Source organism: Pirellulales bacterium (genome assembly GCA_035546535.1).
Lineage (GTDB): Bacteria > Planctomycetota > Planctomycetia > Pirellulales > JACPPG01 > JACPPG01.
The window spans coordinates 39,711-59,102 of sequence record DASZWQ010000083.1; the positions used below are offsets into that span (position 1 = coordinate 39,711).

At 63.0% G+C, this 19,392-nt stretch carries 16 protein-coding genes; 10 read left to right on the plus strand and 6 right to left on the minus strand.

The annotated features are described in order from the left end of the window. Positions 1 to 226: 226 nt before the first annotated feature. From VHD36_10765 to VHD36_10775, 3 genes are all read right to left on the minus strand, one after another. The gene (locus tag VHD36_10765; protein HVU87792.1) at positions 227 to 2,044 is read right to left on the minus strand and encodes a M56 family metallopeptidase; all 1,818 of its coding nucleotides are present in this window, start codon (positions 2,042 to 2,044) and stop codon (positions 227 to 229) included. Positions 2,045 to 2,047: 3 nt separating this feature from the next. Further along, a complete protein-coding gene (locus VHD36_10770) occupies positions 2,048 to 2,437 on the minus strand; it encodes a BlaI/MecI/CopY family transcriptional regulator (GenBank protein ID HVU87793.1) in 390 nt (129 codons plus the stop codon). Positions 2,438 to 2,647: 210 nt separating this feature from the next. Continuing rightward, the gene (locus tag VHD36_10775) at positions 2,648 to 4,600 is read right to left on the minus strand and encodes an alkyl sulfatase dimerization domain-containing protein (protein HVU87794.1); all 1,953 of its coding nucleotides are present in this window, start codon (positions 4,598 to 4,600) and stop codon (positions 2,648 to 2,650) included. A 199-nt stretch (positions 4,601 to 4,799) separates the two neighbouring features. Here VHD36_10775 and VHD36_10780 point away from each other — a divergent pair, with 199 nt between their 5' ends. Both VHD36_10780 and VHD36_10785 read left to right on the plus strand, forming a co-directional pair. Continuing rightward, complete coding sequence (locus tag VHD36_10780; GenBank protein ID HVU87795.1) at positions 4,800 to 5,498, plus strand: ABC transporter ATP-binding protein; 699 nt, start codon at positions 4,800 to 4,802, stop codon at positions 5,496 to 5,498. A 39-nt stretch (positions 5,499 to 5,537) separates the two neighbouring features. Then, on the plus strand, positions 5,538 to 7,067 hold the full coding sequence (locus tag VHD36_10785; GenBank protein ID HVU87796.1) for an ABC transporter permease: 1,530 nt from the start codon (positions 5,538 to 5,540) through the stop codon (positions 7,065 to 7,067). Positions 7,068 to 7,117: 50 nt separating this feature from the next. Here the strand turns inward: VHD36_10785 and VHD36_10790 are convergent, their stop codons facing one another. Beyond that, a complete protein-coding gene (locus tag VHD36_10790; protein ID HVU87797.1) occupies positions 7,118 to 7,798 on the minus strand; it encodes a metal-dependent transcriptional regulator in 681 nt (226 codons plus the stop codon). 233 nt (positions 7,799 to 8,031) lie between these two features. Here VHD36_10790 and mch point away from each other — a divergent pair, with 233 nt between their 5' ends. Next, positions 8,032 to 8,970 (plus strand): methenyltetrahydromethanopterin cyclohydrolase, encoded by a 939-nt coding sequence (gene mch / locus VHD36_10795; GenBank protein ID HVU87798.1) that lies wholly within the window; start codon positions 8,032 to 8,034, stop codon positions 8,968 to 8,970. Between the two features lie 14 nt (positions 8,971 to 8,984). Next, on the plus strand, positions 8,985 to 9,896 hold the full coding sequence (locus VHD36_10800) for a RimK family alpha-L-glutamate ligase (protein ID HVU87799.1): 912 nt from the start codon (positions 8,985 to 8,987) through the stop codon (positions 9,894 to 9,896). On the opposite strand, the gene VHD36_10805 is transcribed toward VHD36_10800, so the two are convergent. Continuing rightward, on the minus strand, positions 9,860 to 11,545 hold the full coding sequence (locus VHD36_10805; protein ID HVU87800.1) for a lactate permease LctP family transporter: 1,686 nt from the start codon (positions 11,543 to 11,545) through the stop codon (positions 9,860 to 9,862). The two genes, VHD36_10800 and VHD36_10805, sit on opposite strands and share 37 nt — an antisense overlap. Positions 11,546 to 11,757: 212 nt before the next feature. Between VHD36_10805 and VHD36_10810 the strand changes: the two genes are divergently transcribed. Both VHD36_10810 and VHD36_10815 read left to right on the plus strand, forming a co-directional pair. Beyond that, complete coding sequence (locus tag VHD36_10810; GenBank protein HVU87801.1) at positions 11,758 to 12,741, plus strand: zinc-dependent alcohol dehydrogenase family protein; 984 nt, start codon at positions 11,758 to 11,760, stop codon at positions 12,739 to 12,741. Positions 12,742 to 12,838: 97 nt separating this feature from the next. Continuing rightward, positions 12,839 to 13,474 carry a hypothetical protein gene (locus tag VHD36_10815; protein ID HVU87802.1) on the plus strand — a complete coding sequence of 212 codons (636 nt, stop codon included), beginning with the start codon at positions 12,839 to 12,841 and terminating at the stop codon, positions 13,472 to 13,474. A 127-nt stretch (positions 13,475 to 13,601) separates the two neighbouring features. Here the strand turns inward: VHD36_10815 and VHD36_10820 are convergent, their stop codons facing one another. Beyond that, positions 13,602 to 14,489, minus strand: a complete 888-nt coding sequence (locus VHD36_10820) for a sugar phosphate isomerase/epimerase (GenBank protein HVU87803.1) — start codon at positions 14,487 to 14,489, stop codon at positions 13,602 to 13,604. A gap of 283 nt (positions 14,490 to 14,772) precedes the next feature. On the opposite strand from VHD36_10820, the gene VHD36_10825 reads away from it, so the two are divergent. The 4 genes from VHD36_10825 (at position 14,773) to VHD36_10840 (ending at position 19,342) form a co-directional block, all read left to right on the plus strand. Beyond that, entirely contained in the window at positions 14,773 to 15,459 is a 687-nt protein-coding gene (locus VHD36_10825) for a hemolysin III family protein (protein HVU87804.1), read from the plus strand. 401 nt (positions 15,460 to 15,860) lie between these two features. Further along, positions 15,861 to 17,213 (plus strand): Gfo/Idh/MocA family oxidoreductase, encoded by a 1,353-nt coding sequence (locus VHD36_10830; GenBank protein ID HVU87805.1) that lies wholly within the window; start codon positions 15,861 to 15,863, stop codon positions 17,211 to 17,213. 173 nt (positions 17,214 to 17,386) lie between these two features. Further along, positions 17,387 to 18,643: a hypothetical protein gene (locus tag VHD36_10835; protein ID HVU87806.1), complete on the plus strand. Its 1,257-nt coding sequence runs from the start codon at positions 17,387 to 17,389 to the stop codon at positions 18,641 to 18,643. A gap of 36 nt (positions 18,644 to 18,679) precedes the next feature. Beyond that, on the plus strand, positions 18,680 to 19,342 hold the full coding sequence (locus VHD36_10840) for a metallophosphoesterase (protein ID HVU87807.1): 663 nt from the start codon (positions 18,680 to 18,682) through the stop codon (positions 19,340 to 19,342). Positions 19,343 to 19,392: the final 50 nt, after the last annotated feature.

Genomic DNA, 19,392 nt, shown 5'->3' on the forward strand with positions numbered 1-19,392 from the left:
ACTGGCTCAATGCGCCGGCGCGACTCAATGGCGAAACGGCGTTTCCGATTTCTCGGAGCGAGAAAATCGACCCCTCAAGCGTAGCTTAGCAATGGATGTGCCAATGGACAGCATTTGCATGCCCCCTCCGCGGATGGCTTAGACCATTCAAAACCCCGCGTGCCGCCAATGGCACTCGGGCCGGAACCTGCAACCGCTTCAGAGAATGCCTCTTCCCCGTTCCGGCTTACTTGGCCGCCGTCCGGAAGCGATAGACCTTCGGCGCGAGCGGCACACCAAAGCGGCTTTGGAAGTTGATGTAGTCCGGATCGTTCAGGCCGAACTGGTAATCGTGATCGGGCTCGAGCTTAACTGGCAGCGTGCAAGTCAGACCGTCCGCTGTCCAGGCAGCTTGCCGCCCCTTTTCCCTCGTGGGGAAGTTCGGGCCAACGTCCACCCAGGACATGCCCTGGCCCATCGGTATGTCGAAAGTCACGCTCAGCTGTTTGATGTTGGGATCAACGTCCTTTGCGCCATCAGCAGGAAAGATGCTCGCCACCTTGGGAGCCCGGACCCGCGCGACGACGTCCGGCGCCGCCCCCTTGGTAACGAAATAAATCGCGGCAGGTCGTGCCGCGACCCCTTCGGCCGAGCGAAAGTTCTGATAGCTGGTCGAATTGATGCCAACGCGATAGAGCGTGCCCCCGGCCAGCTTCACGCGAAGAAGGCACGTGCGGCGATCCTTCCACGCGGCTTTCTCACCCTTTCGAGTCTCGGGAAATTCCGGGGGTCCGCCGGTCCAACTCATTCCGCCTTGCATATCACGGTCGAAAGTGACCGAGATCGAAGAGAGGTTCGGATCGACATCCGTCGCGCCGATCGCCGGCTCCGTCGCAACAATTTGCGGATACTTGGTCGTCGTGGCGGCCGGCGCCTCGGCCGCGCTCTTATCCTCCGCAGCCGCGTTAAACGGCGCGGCCCCTGGCGCCATCGGGAATGCGAGCAATGCAAATAGGGCCACGGCCAGTCCGGATAACCATGACGATCTTGGCCTTCGTGTTTCGAATTCCATGATTTCCTCCAATCGGTTTTGCAGTTTCGTGCCACGCTCGAACACGCCCACCAGGCTGCCTGCCGCCAGCGACCGACCCCGCGCCGCTGTCAGCACGCGGACGATCGAATCGCCATATTGCTCGGCGGGTAGCTCACTCTGTCGTAAGACAGCTTCATCGCACGCACATTCACGCTCGTGCCGCAGCTCGCGATTGGCCCACCACACGAACGGGTGAAACCAGAACAAACCCTGTGCCGCCACCTGCAACCACCCGACGAGCACGTCGTGGCGTTGCCAGTGCACGAGCTCGTGCGTCAGCACAGCACGCAACTCGTGATCGGCAAGGCCATCGAGCATCGCCACCGGCAGCACGATCCGCGGCCTTACGACGCCAAACAAGAAAGGGCTGGTCACCTGCGAGGTGGCCAAGAGCTCCGGCAATCGCTTCACACGCAAGGCCAAACCGATCCGCTCGAGCTCGACGCGCAGCGGGCCTTCGTCGATCACTTGCGCCGCGCGCAGCGCGTGCAACACACGGGCATAGCGACACGCGACGAGGCCCCAGAACAAGAATAGGCCCGCCCCCCAGGTAAACATGAGCCAGGCGGTGGCCGGCAATCGCGCGGCCGTCGACGCCGGCTCGCTGTGCGTTACATCGGCACTCGTCGAACGATCTTCTGAGGAGCCCTCGGTCGGGTGTGTCAGGTTCGCATCGGCGTTATCAGTCCCGCGGTCGGTCGCGGGGCGCCACGACAGAACTCCCGCGGCGTCGAGCCACGGCCGGGCCAATCGCCCGACGCTCCACGGCGCCGTCAGTCCGGGCGGAATGAAGACTTTGATAATGACTAACAGCCACAGCGCATGCCGCAAGCGTGGTGATGCACGGCGCAGCAAGACCACCGCCGCGGCGACCAGGCACGTGAGTAAGGCCAATTGCCAACTGGCCGCTGTGACCCACCCCCACCACGCGCGCGAAAGCCGCTCAATCAATTGCAGGCTTGGTGCGTTCATTTTTCAGCGACCCTTTCGCTTGTCGTCGAGCTGGCGCTTGAGGGCGCGGATCTCTTCGTCGCTGAGATCGGCCTCTTCGATGAATTGCGCCAACACCGGCGCCGAGGCCTCGCTGATCAGGCGCTCGAAAATCGATCGCACCTCCTGCCGGGTCATGCGCTGGCGATCGACCGCCGCGCGGTACAGATACGAATTGCCGACCTGGTCGTAGGCCAGTGCCTCTTTCGCCACCAGACGCGACAGTAGCGTCTTCACGGTCTTGTAGGCCCAACCCCGCTTTTGTGGCAGCCGCGCAAACACGTCGCGGGCGGCCAGTGGTCCATGATCCCACAGGATCTTCATGATTTCCCACTCGGCCGGCGAAAGCGGCGTCTGCTCGTCACGTCGTGTCACGGCGGCTCCTCTGGGCGGATGGTCTCATGCGCTCACAACGCTCGCCATTAGACTACACTTGTAATCCTTTGTCAACAACACTACGGCGAAGCATCGAAAAACGGGCGGAATCCCCGCTAACCGTCCAGATTGCTCGGCGCTGCGGCTTCTTTGGAAATCGAACAGGTCGGCGACACGAATTGGGCGCCGCCGGCTGCGACGTCGGACCGTTTACGGCGTCACGATCGGGAACCACGCGTCGAACGTATCGAGCAAGCCGAACAACTGCCCCACGCTCGCCACTTTGCCCGTGATTTTGACGCTGCCGTCGCCCAAGGCCTCGGGCATGGTCAACTGCCTGAGCATGATCTTGTTCAGCGTCGACCGCTCCAGGCTCAAGGTCGCGTCGGCGTCGGCCGCCTGATCTCCGTCCCAATGATTCAGCACCGAGTCGGCCAGTTTGAGCACGTAGCGCTCCTTGGTGTCGGTGAAATCGAAATTGAGCGTGATCTTCTTGCCAGCCGCTTTCGGTGCATTGAGTCGGATTCCCAGGTAATCGAAGAACTGATCCAACGTCAGGGCTTCGACCACGTCGCCGACGGTCGCCGCCGCATTGGCGCCGCGCTTGATGCCATCGCGCAGCTCCTTGGCGCCGGTCAGGTAAAAGTTCCGCCACGGTCCCGATTCCGCCTGATAGCCAAGCTGCTCAAGCGTGTCGGCCTGAAGTTCCTTGGCGGCAATATTCTCCGGCTCGGCGAAAACGACATGGTTCACGACTTCGGCCACCCAGCGATAATCCCCCTCCTTGAATGCTTCGCGCGCTTTGGACAGCACGGCTTCGGCTCCGCCCATATAGGCGACGTACTTCTTGCTGGCTTCGACCGGCGGCAAGCGATGCAGCGTGGCGGGATTGCCCTCGAACCAGCCCAGGTAAAACACGTACGTCGATTTCACGTTGTGATTCAACGTGCCGTAGTAGTCGCGGTTCGACCAATACTTCGCCAGTGGCTCGGGCAGCTCGACCGTTTCGGCGATCTCGGTCATCGTCAGGCCCTGATTGGCCAGCCGCAGCGTCTGATCGTTGATAAAGCGGTACATGTCGCGCTGCTTTTCCAGGTGCTCGACCACGCGTTCGGTGCCCCACACAGGCCAGTGGTGCATGCCGTAGAGGACCTCGGCCTCGCCGCCCCACTGTCTTACCGACTTGTGCAGATATTTCGACCAGGCCAGCGGATCGCGCAGCTTCGTGCCGCGCAGCGAGTACAGGTTGTGTTGCGTATGACAGGCGTTCTCAGCAACCGTCAGCGCCTTTAGTTCTGGCAGGTACCAATGCATTTCCGCGGGCGCTTCGCTGCCCGGGGCAAGCAGAAATTGAAACTTCAGCGCATCGATCGTTTCCTCTTGTCCATCGCGACGGATATAGACGGTGGGCGGAATGAGGGTCACGGTGCCGGTCGAAGTGGTCATACCGAGCCCTGCCCCGACCTGCCCGCGCGGCTCGGGCGGCAGCAGGTTGCCGTACATGTAGTTGGCCCGCCGCCCCATCACATTACCGGCCATGACGTTTTCGCTGATGGCGTGCTCGAAAAAACCCTCGGGGGCGTAAACCTGGACTTTGCCGGCCTGCACATCATCGCCCGACACGACGCCACGTACGCCGCCGAAGTGATCGATGTGTGAGTGCGAGTAGATCACGGCCACCACGTTCCGCTTGGGCCGATGCTGAAAATAAAGTTCTAGCGCCGCACGCGCCGTCTCGGCCGAGATCAACGGGTCGACGACGATGATTCCGGACACGCCCTCGATGATCGTCATGTTCGAAAGATCACCGTTGCGCACCTGGTAGATGCGATCCACGACCTTGAACAAGCCCGAGATGTTCACCAGTTGCGATTGCCGCCACAGGCTGGGATTGACCGTGTCTGGCGCGTCTTTGCCTTCCTCGATGAAGGCGTACTTATTCGGGTCCCACACCGCATCTCCCGCTTCTGTGCGGATGACCTCCTTGGATAGCGGCGCGATGAAGCCGCGGTGCGCCTCGTCGAACGATTGCCGGTCGGCAAAGGGCAATTGCTCCCGCACGCGCTGGTTCGCTTGACGCGTGGCGGTGGTCGCGTCTTTTGGCTCGGCAGCCATGCTGGTTCCGGCAACCAACAGCAGCACGATCGCTCTTGCACAGCGCATAGTGATTGTCCTTCTTGGGCTAATCGACAGGCAGAACGCGACGAGAGTGCAGCCGAGCGCACCGCCGCGCGAAACCAGGGAAGTTTACCTCGCAATCGTGCGTTCGAGCATTAGCGCTAATGACTGGCGTTGCTGCGAGTGCGCGGGCATAGTAGTGCTTGATCAGCATTACTTTTCCCCGGCCGCGGAACTCCCGGCTTTGCACGAATCGACACGCAACGAATTGGCCATCCAGGCGATAGGACTGGCGAAGTCTTACGGCGGCGCGTCCGCGCCGGTCCATGCCTTGCGCGGCGTCACGCTCACGGTTCGTCCGGGGGAACGCGTCGCACTGTTGGGCAAATCCGGCTCCGGCAAGTCGACGCTATTGAATCTACTCGGAGGTCTCGATCGCCCATCGTCGGGTGCGTTGCACGTCGCCGGGCAAGATCTCACCGCCCTGGCCGATCGCCCCTTGGCCCAGTTCCGTTCGGCCGCAGTGGGCATGATCTTTCAGTCGTTCAACCTGGTCATGTCGCGTTCCGCGCTTGAGAACGTCGAGCTGCCGATGATCTTTGCCGGCCAGCCCGCCGCCGCGCGCCGCACGATCGCCCGGCAGGCGCTCGAAGCGGTCGGCCTCGGCGAGCGGCTGGACCATCGCCCGGCGCAGCTGAGCGGTGGCGAAAACCAGCGCGTGGCGATCGCCCGCGCCCTGGTCAATCGGCCGCAAATCCTGCTCGCCGATGAGCCGACGGGAAATCTCGACAGCGCCACGGCGGGCGAAATCGTGAGGCTGATCTCCACGCACCTGGCAGAACATCGAACGACGCTGGTTCTGGTCACACACGACGAAGAACTCGCGCAAAACCATGCGGAACGCATCATCCGCCTGAAAGATGGTCAGCTCCAAGAGAGTTAGCGACGCTCCGGGGAACACATTGTGCGCACGATCGACCTTGTGACACTGCCTCTGGCCGCGCTCGCACAGCAGAAATCGCGGACCGCGATGACCACGCTGGGCATTGTATTCGGGGCGTTCGTCCTGGCGGCCAGCCTGTCGATCGGCCAGGGCGTGCAAGACACCATCCAGCGCGAGAGCCACCGCACTGACTTGCTGCGAAAGATCAACGTCCACCCCAAATGGCTGACCGGCGACATCGACAGTGTGCCGGAAGTGATCGATGTGCCGGGCGCGATGAGCAATGAGCGACGAGAGCGACTGCGCACGGCGCTCCGCCAGTCGCAAGCGCGCCGCCAGAACGGCTCACCCACGATCAAGCTGTCGCGCGAAAAGCTTGCCGAGCTGGCGGCACTCCCGCACGTCGAGTTGGTCCTGCCTGTGGTGCACGAGAGCTGCCACGCGCTGCTCGCTGACAAGTCGCAACCGGCCATGGTCGCGGGGGCACGTCCCAGCGACGACTATTTGTTGAAGCGGATCGTCGCCGGACACGGCTTTCAGACGGCTGATGAAGCGTCAGCCGTCGTCAGCGAATTGTTGCTCTACCGGCTGGGCCTGCTTGACGAAGCGACGATCGAAGGCGCGATCGGCAAGACGCTCCGTCTGAAGATGAGCACAGTGCATCAATCTCCCGACGGCTTTCGATTGTTCCTGCTCAAGCCCGATGGCAGCGAGTTGTCGCTCGCCGAGAAAGAGATCGTCGACAAGATCAAGGACCGGCTCCCGGAGTCGCTCGACAAGCTCGATCTGAGCCCTGCCGAGACGGCTGTCCTTCGCGCAGCGCTGGGTAGCGAGTCGAAGAGCGTCCGTGAGCCTCTCTCGGTCGACGTGACGATCGTCGGCGTCGCTCGCGATCCTGATGCCGAAGAACAAAAAACGCCCTGGGACCCGTCGCGTCAGACTGCGGAAGTGATTCTCCCCTACCAGTTCGCCACAGACATCGATTTTCGTCGGCCGCTGCGGCAACAATACGGTGCGGACCAGGTCGTCGTCATCGTGGATAGCGAAGATCACACACTCGAGGTGGCCAGCGCGATCAAAGAGCAAGGATTCAATACTTACGCCGCCGCGGAGTTCGTCCGGCAACAGCGCCTGATGTATTTGTTGATCTTCGCCGGCATGACCTGCGTCGCCACCGTGGCTCTGCTGGTGGCAGCCTTGGGAATCGCCAACACGATGTTGATGAGCGTGCTGGAACGAACACGTGAAATCGGCATCATGAAGGCCGTTGGCGCGGCAAGTGCCCAGCTGCAGCTTATTTTCCTCGTCGAAGGAGCTCTCCTGGGCTTCGTCGGCGGATTGCTCGGCTTGTTCTTGGCCTGGGCAGCGTCGTTTCCCGGCGATGCCTGGGTCCGCTCGCGAGTTTCCAGCCAGTTGAAGATCGACCTTACGGGCTCGATCTTCGTCTTTCCGGCGTGGCTACCGCTGGTCGTGCTCGCCTTCGTCGTCACGGTCACAACGCTGGCGGCATACTATCCGGCGCGGCGGGCGGCAAAGACTGATCCTGTGGTGGCCCTGCGGCACGAATAGAATTGATGGTCGCATGGGGGAAACACCCCGATGCGCCGCAATGGGAAGCGCTATCGCCGGGCTGCCGCCTTTTCCACCGCCCCCACCAGAATCTTTTCCGCGGCCGGACGCCCGAGCGTCGTTTCCTCGCCGTCAACGACAACGGTAACGATGCCGGCCTCGGCGCGATTCGTCTTCACGCGCCCCACGGCGCCCAGCGGCAAACCCGTCTCGCTCAGATAGCGCAGAAACTCGGGCGATTGGTCGATCACCCGTGCCAGGCGAAACGGCGCGCCAACCTCGCACTCGGCCAGCGAACGTAGCGACTCGTCCACCACCGACCCGTCGGCGCGCGGAATGGGATCGCCGTGCGGGTCGACCGGCGGATAGCCGAGAAAGGCGTCGATGCGGTCAACCAGCAGGTCGCTGACCGCGTGTTCCATGTTCTCGGCTTCCTCGTGTACCTCATCCCAGCTCAGGTCGAGCGTCTTGGTGAGAAATAGCTCGATCAAACGATGACGGCGGAGGATGCGCAAAGCCAGGCTCTTGCCCGCCGCAGTCAGCCGCGCTCCTTCGTAGGGCGTGTAAGTCGCCAGCTTGCTGTCCGAGAGCGTTTTCAGCATGCTCGTCACGGTGCCGGGCGAAACCGCGAGCGCCGTCGCAATTTGCCCGGTGGCGGCCGGCTTGCCATCCTGGGAAGCGCCGATCTGGTAGATCGTCTTCAGATAGTTCTCGACGGTAAGACTGGCCAAGCGAACGGCTCCGCGGTTGAAAGCGAACACGACAAATCGAAAACGCACCGAGCGGATCTCCGCCCCCGATTCGCCGTACGGAATTCTAGATCACGCTTAGGCAATCGGGCAATCGAGCCCCGCATGGTCGCCACGAGCAACCCCGAAAAGCCGGGCCCCATTGCCAGTAGCTGGCTAAGCGACGATCATACGAAAGCCATGTCTGGCACTTCCTGACCATCGGTACGATCACCGTGAATCTGAACCAGCGGGCCGCCGCACTTTGCCAGCGAATTGTCGCCGATGTGGCGCGGCTGCGCGTCGAGGTTTCGTCGATCGCCGGCGCCACCGTGATCGACGCCGGCATTGCCGCCGCTGGTGGGCTCGAGGCTGGCCTGGCCTTGGCCGAAGTCTGCCTGGCCGGCCTGGCAAACGTCGCGCTCGCTCCGTCTTCTGCGGCGTGGCACGGGCCGTCGGTGACGGTGGCCACGGACCATCCCCTCGCCGCGTGCATGGCCAGCCAGTATGCCGGTTGGCAAATCGCGCAAGGCAAATTCTTTGCCATGGGATCAGGTCCCATGCGCGCGGCCGCCGGCAAGGAGGCGGTGTTCGAGCGCATCGGACATCGCGAGCAGCCCGGGCAAGCCGTGGGCGTGCTCGAAACCCGCAAGCTGCCGCCCGCCGAGGTGATCGACTACATCGCGAAGGCCTGTCAGGTTGAGGCCGGGCAGCTCACGCTGCTTGCTGCCCCCACGGCGAGCCAGGCCGGCGGCGTGCAGATCGTGGCCCGCTCGATCGAAACGGCGCTGCACAAGATGCTGGAGATCGGCTTCGACATAACTCGCGTCGCCAGCGGCTACGGCATCGCCCCCCTGCCCCCCGTGGCGGCCGACGACGTCGCCGCCATCGGCCGTACGAACGACGCGATCCTGTACGGCGGCGAAGTTACCCTATGGTGTCACGGCGCGGACGCGGATCTCGAGTCGTTCGGCCCGCGCATTCCCAGCAGCGCGTCGGCCGACCATGGGCAGCCGTTTCGGCAAATCTTCGAACGCTACGATCGCGACTTTTATCGGGTTGATCCGCACCTGTTCAGTCCGGCGGTGGTGAATCTCGTGAATCTCGACTCGGGGCGCAGCTTCCGCTTCGGCAAGTTGCTGCCCGACGTGGTCGAACAATCGTTCACGACTTGAAGCGAGGCCGCGCGATGGAAGTCGCCGTCTTGGGCTCGCCGACAAGTTGGTATCTGCGCGATCTACAGCGCGCGGCCGGCACGCACCATCGCGTTACTCCGGCCACCTTTCGCGACATGGCGGCCTCGGTCAGTTCGACGGGGCAGGGATGCCGCTCGGTCGGACTGAATCTAGGCCGCTGCGATGCGGTGCTGGTAAGAACGATGCCCCCCGGTTCGCTGGAACAGGTCGTCTTCCGCATGGACGTGCTGGCCCGCCTGGCGGCCGCGGGCGTGATCGTGCTCAACCCTCCCCGCGCGGTCGAGGCAGCCGTCGATAAGTACCTGGCCACGGCGCGATTGCAAGCGGCGGGCCTGCGCGTGCCGCGTACCGTCGTATGTCAGACGGCCGAAGAGGCCCTCTTGGCTTTCGAAGAGCTTGGCCGCGATGTCGTGGTCAAGCCGCTTTTCGGTTCCGAGGGGCGCGGTATCACGCGATTGCAGGACGCGGCGCTCGCCGACCGCGCCTTTCGCATGCTCGAGCAACTGGGCGCTGTGATCTATTTGCAGGAATTCGTCCCCCATGACGGTTGCGACCTGCGGCTGTTGGTGATAGGCGATGAGACGTTGGCCATGCGCCGATGCAATCCGCATGACTGGCGCACGAATGTCAGCCGCGGCGCCACGGCCGAAGCGTTTGCGCCCGGCGATACGTTGATCGATATGGCCCGTCGCGCGGCGGCCGCGGTCGAGGCGCCCTTGGCGGGCGTCGATATCTTGCCGGGACGCGACGGCGAGCTTTATTTGATCGAAGTCAACGCCGTGCCCGGCTGGCGGGCACTTTCGCGCGCGACCGGCAAGGACGTCGCCGGCATGGTGCTAGGGCTTGTCGAGTCGATGGTCGCGCGCGCTCAGGGTCCACCTGGAATCATCCACGCGCAGAAGTAAGCCTGCACGAGGGTGAGCAGCCCCACCAGGCAGGCCAGGGCAATGCTGTGCGGAAAGACGAACCGCAAGATCGCTCCTTCGCCGCCGTCCTGCTCGGTGGCCACGGCAGCAACGACGATGCTTTGTGCATCGATCATTTTGCCCATCACCCCTCCTGTGCTGTTCGAGGCGACGATCAACACCGGCGGCAGATTCAACTGTTCGGCCGTGATCTTCTGCAAACTGCCGAAAAGGGCGTTCGACGACGTGTCGGAACCGGTCAGCGCGACGCCCAGCCAGCCCAAGAGTGGCGCGAAAAACGGATACAGCCATCCCGTATGAGTAAAGGCCAGCCCGAGCGTCGCGTCCGCGCCACTGAAGCGCGTGACGAAGGCGATTCCCAGCATGCAGGCGATCGTCATTAGTGCCAGCCGCATGCGCCACAACGTGTCGAAGAATTGCCGCACGAACACGCCCGGCGCAATGCGCATCCAAAAGGCCGCCAGGATCGCGGCCAGGAAGATGCCGGTTCCCGTAGCGGAAAGCCAATTCAGGTCGTAAACGGCCGGCAGCGCCTCGGCGGCGCGGTCGGCTCCGGCCGGCACTTCGGCCACAGGCGCCGTTGGAAAGACGACGCCGTGCAATTGGTGGATTCTGAAGGAAAACTTACCGATGCCGGCCAGCGCGCTGGGATGTTCCACCGTGCCGCCGTTCAACAACGTTTTGAATGACGGCCAGCCCCACAGAAAAACCATGATTGAGAGCAGCACCCACGGCATCCAGGCGTGGATGATCTGCCGCCGCGTGAGCGGATCGCCTTGAACGGTCGGCGGCGCGGCATCCGGAAAGCGCCATACTTCGGCGGGCTGCCAGAAGCGTAGGAACACGGCAAGCGCCACGAGGGAGCCCAGCCCACCGACAACATCGACCAGCGTCGGACCGTGCAGATTCGAGGTAAGGAACTGGAGTGCCGCGAAGCTGCCGCCGCAAACCACGATCGCCGGCCAACAGTCACGCACGCCGCGCCAGCCCGACATCACGGCCACCAGCCACGCCGGCACGACCAGGGAGAACAAGGGCAACTGCCGCCCGGCCATCTGGCTGAGCGTCATTTCGTCGAGGCCCGACACCTTGGCCAGCATGATGATCGGCGTCCCGAGGGCTCCGAAGGCGACGGGCGAAGTATTTGCCAAGAGCGCCAGGCCCGCCGCGTAGAGCGGCGTGAAGCCCAGCCCGATCAGAAGCGCCGCCGAGATCGCCACCGGTGTACCGAAACCGGCCGCTCCTTCGACGAAGGTGCCGAAAGAAAACGCGATCAACAGCGCCTGCATGCGCTGATCGGACGAGATAGCGGCGACGGATCGCTTCACGATCTCGAACTGCCCCGACAGAACAGTCAGATGGAACATGAAGACGGCAGCGACCACGATCCAACCGATCGGCAGCAATCCATACGCGGCGCCATTACCCGCCGCCGCCAATGCGGGCGCGACGGGCATGCCGAAGCCAAGAACTGCCACGCCCAGCGCGGCCAGCAATCCGGCCAGCGCGGCGCGCTCAGCGGCGACTCCCACGACCAGCAGTCCGAGCAGCAGGCAGACAGGCGCCCCGGCCAGCAGCGTGGAGAGAAAAGCGCAACCCAAGGGATCGTAGTTTTGCGTCCAGGTCACGTGCAAGGGCCCTCCAGCGTGGCCGACGTGTGAAGAAATGTTGAAGTCGCGCTCCGTCCGCGGGCCATCGAGAATAACCGCACCCTACCGCACGCCGCAAACCCACCGACGCCCGCCAAGAATTGGTTAACAAGTTCGGACCACGCTGATATTGTGAAAAAAGGTGAATTGGCGATCGGAGCAGCTCTGGGCTCGCGTGGAGGAGACGAACGATGCGCGCCATGCTTCTTGAGCGTCCGCACGCTCCATTACGTGCCGCCGACATTCCCGACCCGCGGCCCGGCGAAAACGAGCTGCTGATCGAAGTCCGGGCGTGCGGCGTGTGCCGCACCGACCTGCACGTCGTCGACGGCGAACTGACCTCTCCGAAGTCGCCACTCGTGCCCGGGCATGAAATCGTAGGAATCGTCGCGGAATTGGGAACAAACGTCGCAGGATTCCGCGTGGGCCAACGCGTGGGCGTTCCCTGGCTCGCCTGGACGTGCGGCGAATGCCCCTTCTGTCGGCGCGGGGAAGAGAACCTTTGCGACCGGCCCCGCTTCACGGGATACACCGTCGACGGCGGTTACGCCCAATTCACGATTGCCGATGCGCGATATTGCTTTGCGATTCCTGAAAGCTATTCCGACGCCGAAGCCGCGCCGCTTTTGTGCGCTGGGTTGATCGGTTATCGCTCCTTGCGGATGGCCGGCGATGCGGGACGGCTGGGGATTTATGGATTCGGCGCCGCGGCACACATCGTCGCCCAGGTGGCCGTTCACCAAGGGCGCGAAGTCTTCGCCTTCACGCGCGCCGGGGACGACAAAGCGCAGCAATTCGCGCGCTCGCTCGGCGCCGCTTGGGCCGGCGCCTCGGAAGAAAACCCTCCGGCCCTGCTCGATGCGGCCATCCTGTTCGCGCCTGTCGGGTCGCTCGTGCCGCTGGCCCTATCCGCGGTGCGCAAAGGAGGAATCGTCGTCTGCGCCGGAATCCACATGAGCACGATTCCGGCGTTCTCCTACGACCTGCTATGGGGCGAACGCGCGGTTCGGTCGGTCGCGAACCTGACGCGTCGGGACGGGGATGAGCTGTTAGCTCTCGCCCCGCAGGTGCCCGTCAAGACCGAGGTCACGACCTTTCCACTGGCACGCGCCAACGAGGCGCTCGACGCGCTCCGTTCAGGCCGGGTTCACGGCGCTGCCGTGCTGACGATCTAAAGCCGATCGGTGCGAGGGCGTTCCCGAGGACCAGAGTGCCATTTGGGGGGGACCGAGTTTAAGAAGGACGTCGAAATACCACCCGGCAGGGAGGTATTTGCCCCATTTTCAAGAAAATCGCAAAGGCCGGCGCTTTTTTGCGTCCGATTTTGCCTCGCTTTGGCAATTAGTGATTGGGGAGGTCGTTAGGGACCAAATTGCTACGCGGGAGAACGACGTGGAAATCGCGAAACCGAGGGGCAGCCGGGGGCGAGAGCGGTACCTGGTCATGTGGGGAGGGAATGTTGTCTGTGGTCTGCAATGCGCCGTCGGCCCCGCCCAAAGCTTTCGCTCCGTGGGCCCGAGTCTGCGGCTCGGTCCGCGCGGTCAGGAAGCCGCGCGCTACCGGGACGGCCTGTGGATCAACCGAAAGACCGGGGGTCGTTTTCCGTGCCTGTGGATCGAGACGGCTTCGCTGCTGCGGCTGGAAAACCCGCTTAACGGTCAGTCGCTGACACTTGGCACGTTCGGCATGATCGGCGTGATGGGCAATACGGTTTATGCCGAACGCGAGAATAGCCACGCCGTTGCCACGCTGAACGAACGAAGCGGTTTGTGGGAAACATGCCGCGACCAGCGCGCGTGGTCGGATCTGACCGTGCAGCCTGCCGCCAGCGTCGGTGGCTGGCCCGCCGGGGTGTTCGCAGAGTTGCCGAATCTCAATGTGGACCGATGGGAGGCGTTGGCGCATTAGCCACTGCCGAGAGTCCGTGTCGCACGGAGCGGTCCGGAGCACACCACGCACTGTGCTTCGGTGCCGCTCCGATGCGGTGCGGGATCTGGGTATCGCTTGCCAGGCACCGCTCGTCACTCATCAATGATCAAGCGCGCGACTGCCGCGCCCCTTCGGCTGCCGCCGCCAGGCACTGGCGGATATCGTCCAGCGGATTCTCCGGCTTCTCTTCGTACTCCAGGGCAAGGCAGGCATCGGCCGGGAATTCGGCCTTGCGCAGCGCCCGGAACGTCGCTGGCAAATCCAATTGTCCCTTGCCGAGGATTACGCCCGCGGCATCCTTTTTCGGTTCGGCGAAATCCTTGAGATGTACGCCGTACAGTCGGCCGGCCAACAGCGTGATCGCGCGCACCGGATCTTCGCCGGAACGAATGTAGTGCCCCAAGTCGGCGCACGCGCCGATCGACGGATGATGGCCTTTGACGGCATTCAAAACGTCGGAGACCTTATCGTATCGCGCGCCTGGGCCGTGATTGTGGATGGCGATGCGGATGTCGTATTCGGCCACCAGCTTGTCGAGGCTGTCGAACGCATCCTCGTGCGGATCAGCCGACAGGTTGCGGACGCCGAAGCGCTTGGCGAACTCGAAGATCTTGCGATTTGCTTCATGGTCCTTGGTGAAGGGATTCACGCCATGCGCAAGCGCCTTCAGCCCTAACCGATGGACCTGCGCCTTGACCGCATCGATCTCCGCCGGCGATGCCTTGGTGCTCAAGTGTCCCGTGGCGAATTCCAAGGTCGTGAATCCCAGCTCTTTGGCGAGCTGCAGCGCCTTTTCCGTCGGGTAGCCGCGCAGCGAATACGTCTGGATCCCCATCATGAAGCCCGCGTAGTCGTCGGCGGCGCGAGCCTCGAGGCCACGACCGGCGAATGCCATTCCGGCGCCAGCGGTGGCCACGCCAAGAAACCGGCGGCGCGAAAGGTCGCGGCCGACGAGCGAGGAATTCACCGCAAGCGGTTCCGACGAGCGTGTCATCGACGATCTCCCCAGGGAATGAAATCTACCGACGTAATCAAGGCCCTCGTTAAGCTGTGGCAGCAAGTCTAATTAGCCGGCCCAGACCCGCACAAGCGGCTACTCGCGGGCGTATCAGGAAGAGAGGGTGAAACCGGCCTGGACGGCGCTGCCTGCCGTTTGCTACAGAATTGCCGGCCGGCGGCTTCTCGGCGCCGTGGAACGTGCTATCTATAGGAACCGAGCTATGTGACCCCTTTGGGGCATGGCAACCGTGGAGATTGGCGCAGGGGAGTTTGGCAAAGTGGCGATTTCTTCCGACAACACATTCGACGCGGGCACGGCCACCCTGCCGCGCCTCGAAGACGAGATCGCCAACAGCATCACGCATGGCATCGGACTCGCCCTGAGCCTGGTCGGAGCTGCCGCGCTGGTCATCGCCGCGGCCCGTACCGCCGACACCCGCGAGTTCGTCGGCTGCCTGATTTATGGCCTGTCGCTGGTGGCCGTGTACGCGGCCTCGACGTTGTCGCACGTCTTCTGGCAGCCGCGGCTGCGACGCGTGTTCCGCATGCTCGATCAAGGGTGCATCTACCTGTTGATCGCCGGCACATTCACGCCGCTCGCCTTGCGCTATCTTCGCGACGGATGGTGGTGGGTACTCTTGGCCACGATGTGGACGATCGCCGTCGTCGGTTTCTGCTCGAAGGTGTTCCTGGCACATCGCGTCGAGGCCGTGTCGACGGCCGCTTACGTCGTGATGGGCTGGCTGCCCGTGCTGGCCGCCAAGCCGATGATCGCCGTGACGCCCGGCCGCTGCCTGTGGATGATGTTCGCCGGCGGGCTGTGCTACACGGTGGGGACCCTGTTCCTGACCTTCGACCGCAAGGCGCTCTACCTGCACGCCGTGTGGCACATCTTCGTGATCGCGGGGAGTGCCGTGCATTACTTCGCGATCCTCGAGTACGCCTTGCCGGGCGCGACCGTGTAGCCCTGCGTCTGTCAGGCGCTTTCGTTCGTCGAAAAAGACGAATCCCAGCGGCGGAAAAAGCCCTAGATTGCAGGCCGCCCCCCCGTCGGTTATCGTTTACCCAGTGCCCGATTGTGCTGGCGGATAGCGTCGTTCCCTTGCGGCTCGACGCCCTTCCCCGAACGTCGCTTCCTCAGGCGGCCTGCGTCTTGCGAACCCAGGGGCGAAATCGCGAGGCAGGAACAACAAAACGAGGACGTGGCGCCCACCCGGAACGCTTGCGCAATCCATGCTTCGTCACACACCGCAGACGCGGCGGAGTAAGTCCTACCCTTGGTGCTCTCACGGTCCCCTGGCCATTCGTTTGAGCCAGGCGACCGCAGCCAGAACAAAGTCTCCCTTATTGCGAAGGAGTTCCGCACATGAAGCGTTCAACGAGTCGTCGTGACTTCTTGAAATCCACCACCGCCGCGGGCGTCGGCTTTTGGGTCGCCGCCGGCGCCACGCCGAAGGAAAGCCGCTCGGCCATCGAGCGCATTCGCTTCGCCTGTATCGGCGTGGGCGGTAAGGGAAGCAGCGATTCGAAGGACGCCAGCCGCAACGGCGACGTCGTCGCGATTTGCGACATCGACGACAACACGCTCAACAAGGCGGGCGACGCTTTCTCCGGCGCCAAGAAGTACAACGACTTCCGCAAGCTGCTGGAAGAAATGGGACCGAACATCGACGCCGTCACCGTCAGCACGCCGGATCACACGCACGCCGCGGCCTCGCTGATGGCCATGCGGATGGGCAAGGCCTGCTTCACGCAGAAGCCCATGACCCACAGCATCTACGAAGCCCGCCGCATGGGCGAAGTCGCTCGCGAGATGAAGGTCGCCACGCAGATGGGCAACCAAGGCACCGCCAACCGCGGTTTGCGTCAGGCCGCCGCCGTCGTGAAGGCCGGCACGCTGGGTAACGTCAAGGAAGTACACGTCTGGACGAATCGTCCCATCTGGCCGCAAGGCGCGGGTCGTCCGCCCGAGACCGAAGTGCCCAAGCATGTGCACTGGGACCTGTGGATCGGCCCGGCCGCCTATCGCTCGTACGCCAACGGCTATCACCCGTTCGCCTGGCGCGGTTACTGGGACTTCGGCACCGGCGCCCTGGGCGACATGGCCTGCCATACGATGAATATGCCGTACATGGCGCTCGACCTGCAGCACCCGATCTCGGTCGAGGCGCAGACCTCGGGCCACAACAAGGAAACCTATCCGGCCTGGTCGATCATCAAGTACGAGTTCCCGGCCACGGAGAAGCGCGGGCCCGTAACCTTCACCTGGTACGACGGCAAGAAGCTGCCCCCCGCCGAGTTGCTGCAAAGCGTCAAGTGGCCGAAGGAGGCCATCAAGGACGGCCCCAAGGGGGACAAGGCCGAGACGTTCGAGACCGCGATCTCGGGCGCGCTGTTGATTGGCGACAAGGCTTCGATGTACTCGCCGGGCGATTACGCCGACAAGTACTACCTGCCCGAAGGCATGGAGAAGCCGAAAATCGAAGTCGAAACGATGAACCACTTCGCCGAGTATGCCCGCGCCATCAAGGAAGGCATCCCGGCGACGTCCAACTTCCCGAACTACTCCGGTCCGCTCACCGAGATCGTGCTGTTGGGCAACCTGGCCGTGTGGAGCGGCAACAAGGTTCTCTGGGACGCCAAGGAACTGAAGGCCAAGGGCGCCCCCGAGCTCGACAGCATGATCCGTCCGACCTACCGCGAAGGCTACACCCTGTAAGGGGCGCGAGTATCGGTCGTACGAATTCCGTCAACTGATTTTAAACGCGAATGCGGGCTGCCAGGGTTGGCGCAAGAACCTCCCTGGCAGCCTCGCTCGCTTTTGACGTGGTCCTTTTCCCCGGCAGCCTGGACTGCTTAAACACGTATTTCATTTTTCGCGAGATTTCCTCCGTGACACGATTGCCGATCCTGCGTGCCGTGCTGTTCTCGTTAGCCGTGAGCGCTTTCTCTTTCGCGCATGTCGCGACCGCGGACGACGCGGCCGTCGCTAAGACGCTCGATGGTTTGGGCGCGCTGGTCAAGTTGAACGACGCCAAGCAAATCACCAGCGTGAATTTCGGCGAGCATCCCGTGACCGACGCCGACCTGGCACTGATCACGCCGTTGACGGAACTCGAGCAATTGATGGTCACAGGGCCCGGCGTGGGCGACGCGCAGATTTCGACCATCGCTAAGATCGCCAAGCTCAAGGATCTGTCGTTGGAGAACACCAGCGTCTCGGACGATGGCCTGTCTCGTTTGGCGCCGCTCAAGAATCTGAAGTCCTTGAACCTGCGGCGCTGTTCGCAGGTCACGAATGCCGGGCTGGGCAACCTTGCCAAGCTGCCGCAGCTCGAGCAGTTACACTTGCTGTACACGAATACCGCCGACGACGGCCTGGCCCGGCTGGCGCCGCTGCAAAAGCTGCGCGTGCTCGACTTGCGCGGCTGCGTCGGCGTGACCGATGCCGGCATGGCGCACCTCGTGGCGCTCAAAAACCTGGAACGTTTGAAACTGCGCAACCCGGGGGTCACCGACGCGGGGCTCAAATCGATCGGCAAGCTCGCCAAGCTCAAGGGGCTGTGGCTCGAAGACACCGTCGTCAGTGACGATGGATTGGCTGATCTCGAGCCGCTCACCGCGCTCGATGAGCTTTATCTGCTGCGCACGAAAGTGGGCGACCCTGGCCTTGTACACCTCAAAGGGCTCAAACAGCTCAAGCGGCTGGAAGTGCGCGACACGGCCGTCAAAGGCCCAGGCCTGGCGTCGATCGAAGGCTTGAAAAAGATGAAGGTGCTCGACTTTGCCGAAACCGCGCTTACGGACGAGGGCCTCAAGCACATCGCCGCGCTCCCAGAGCTCGAACGGCTCGACCTCTGGTCGACGCGCGTCACGGACGACGGGCTCAAGAACATCGCTGGACTGAAAAACCTGCAGTATCTGAATTTCGACTCGACCTCGATCACCGACGCCGGGTTGACTCACGTCTCCGGACTCACGAATCTCAATTCGCTCGGCCTGGCCAGCACGAACGTGACGGACGAGGGGCTCAAAAAGCTGCACGGTCTGAAGAAGCTCAAGCAACTCGACCTGCAGTTCACGCAAGTCACCGAAGACGGAATCGACGCGCTGAAGCAAGCCGTGCCCGGCGTGAAGGTCACCTTTTAGAGCCGTCGGCACGCAGCCACCAAGGACGAAACGGCCGTGAGAATCGCCGTTCTCAGCGATATTCGTGGCTTTCTCGCCCCGCTTAACTCGGCGCTCGATGACATTCGATCACAGAATGTCGATCAAATTGTCTGCCTCGGCGACATCGTCGGCGTAGGTCCCGATTCGACGTCCTGCATTGATCGCTTAAGATCAGCGGACCCGATGGCCTGCATCACTGGAGACTGGGAACAATACGTTCTGCAGCAGCTCGCCACGGACGAACTCCATGTGAAGTCGCGGGCCGCCGTTGAGGTTGTTCGTAGTCGGCTGCTCTTCCCCTCGGGAGACGAGGCGGGTTCCAGCCGTTTGGACTTCCTTGCCTCGCTGCCGACCAGCCTGTCGATAGGAGACGTTCTCTTCGTTCACGGCTCGCCGCGACAGACCGATGAGTACATCTTCCCCGAGGATGCTTATAACACCCGCAAGCTTGAAAAGCTCTTCGCGGGCTTTCCAAAAATCTGCGTGCATGGGCAAGCCCCGATTCGCAGCGTCATCTACGAAGACGGCGAGCATTTCGAGGTGAAAGGGCCCGAGCGCCATCAGCTACGACCAAACGTGAAGGTACTCGTCGGTGTTGGCAGCGTTACCCTGGCAGCCGCACAGGGGAACAGCCTTGGCTATGCGATTGTGGAAGATGACGCCGTGGAGTTTCGGTAGGTCGGGCCGATTCGACATTGCCTACCGCAACAGCCTCTCCTTGGCCCCGA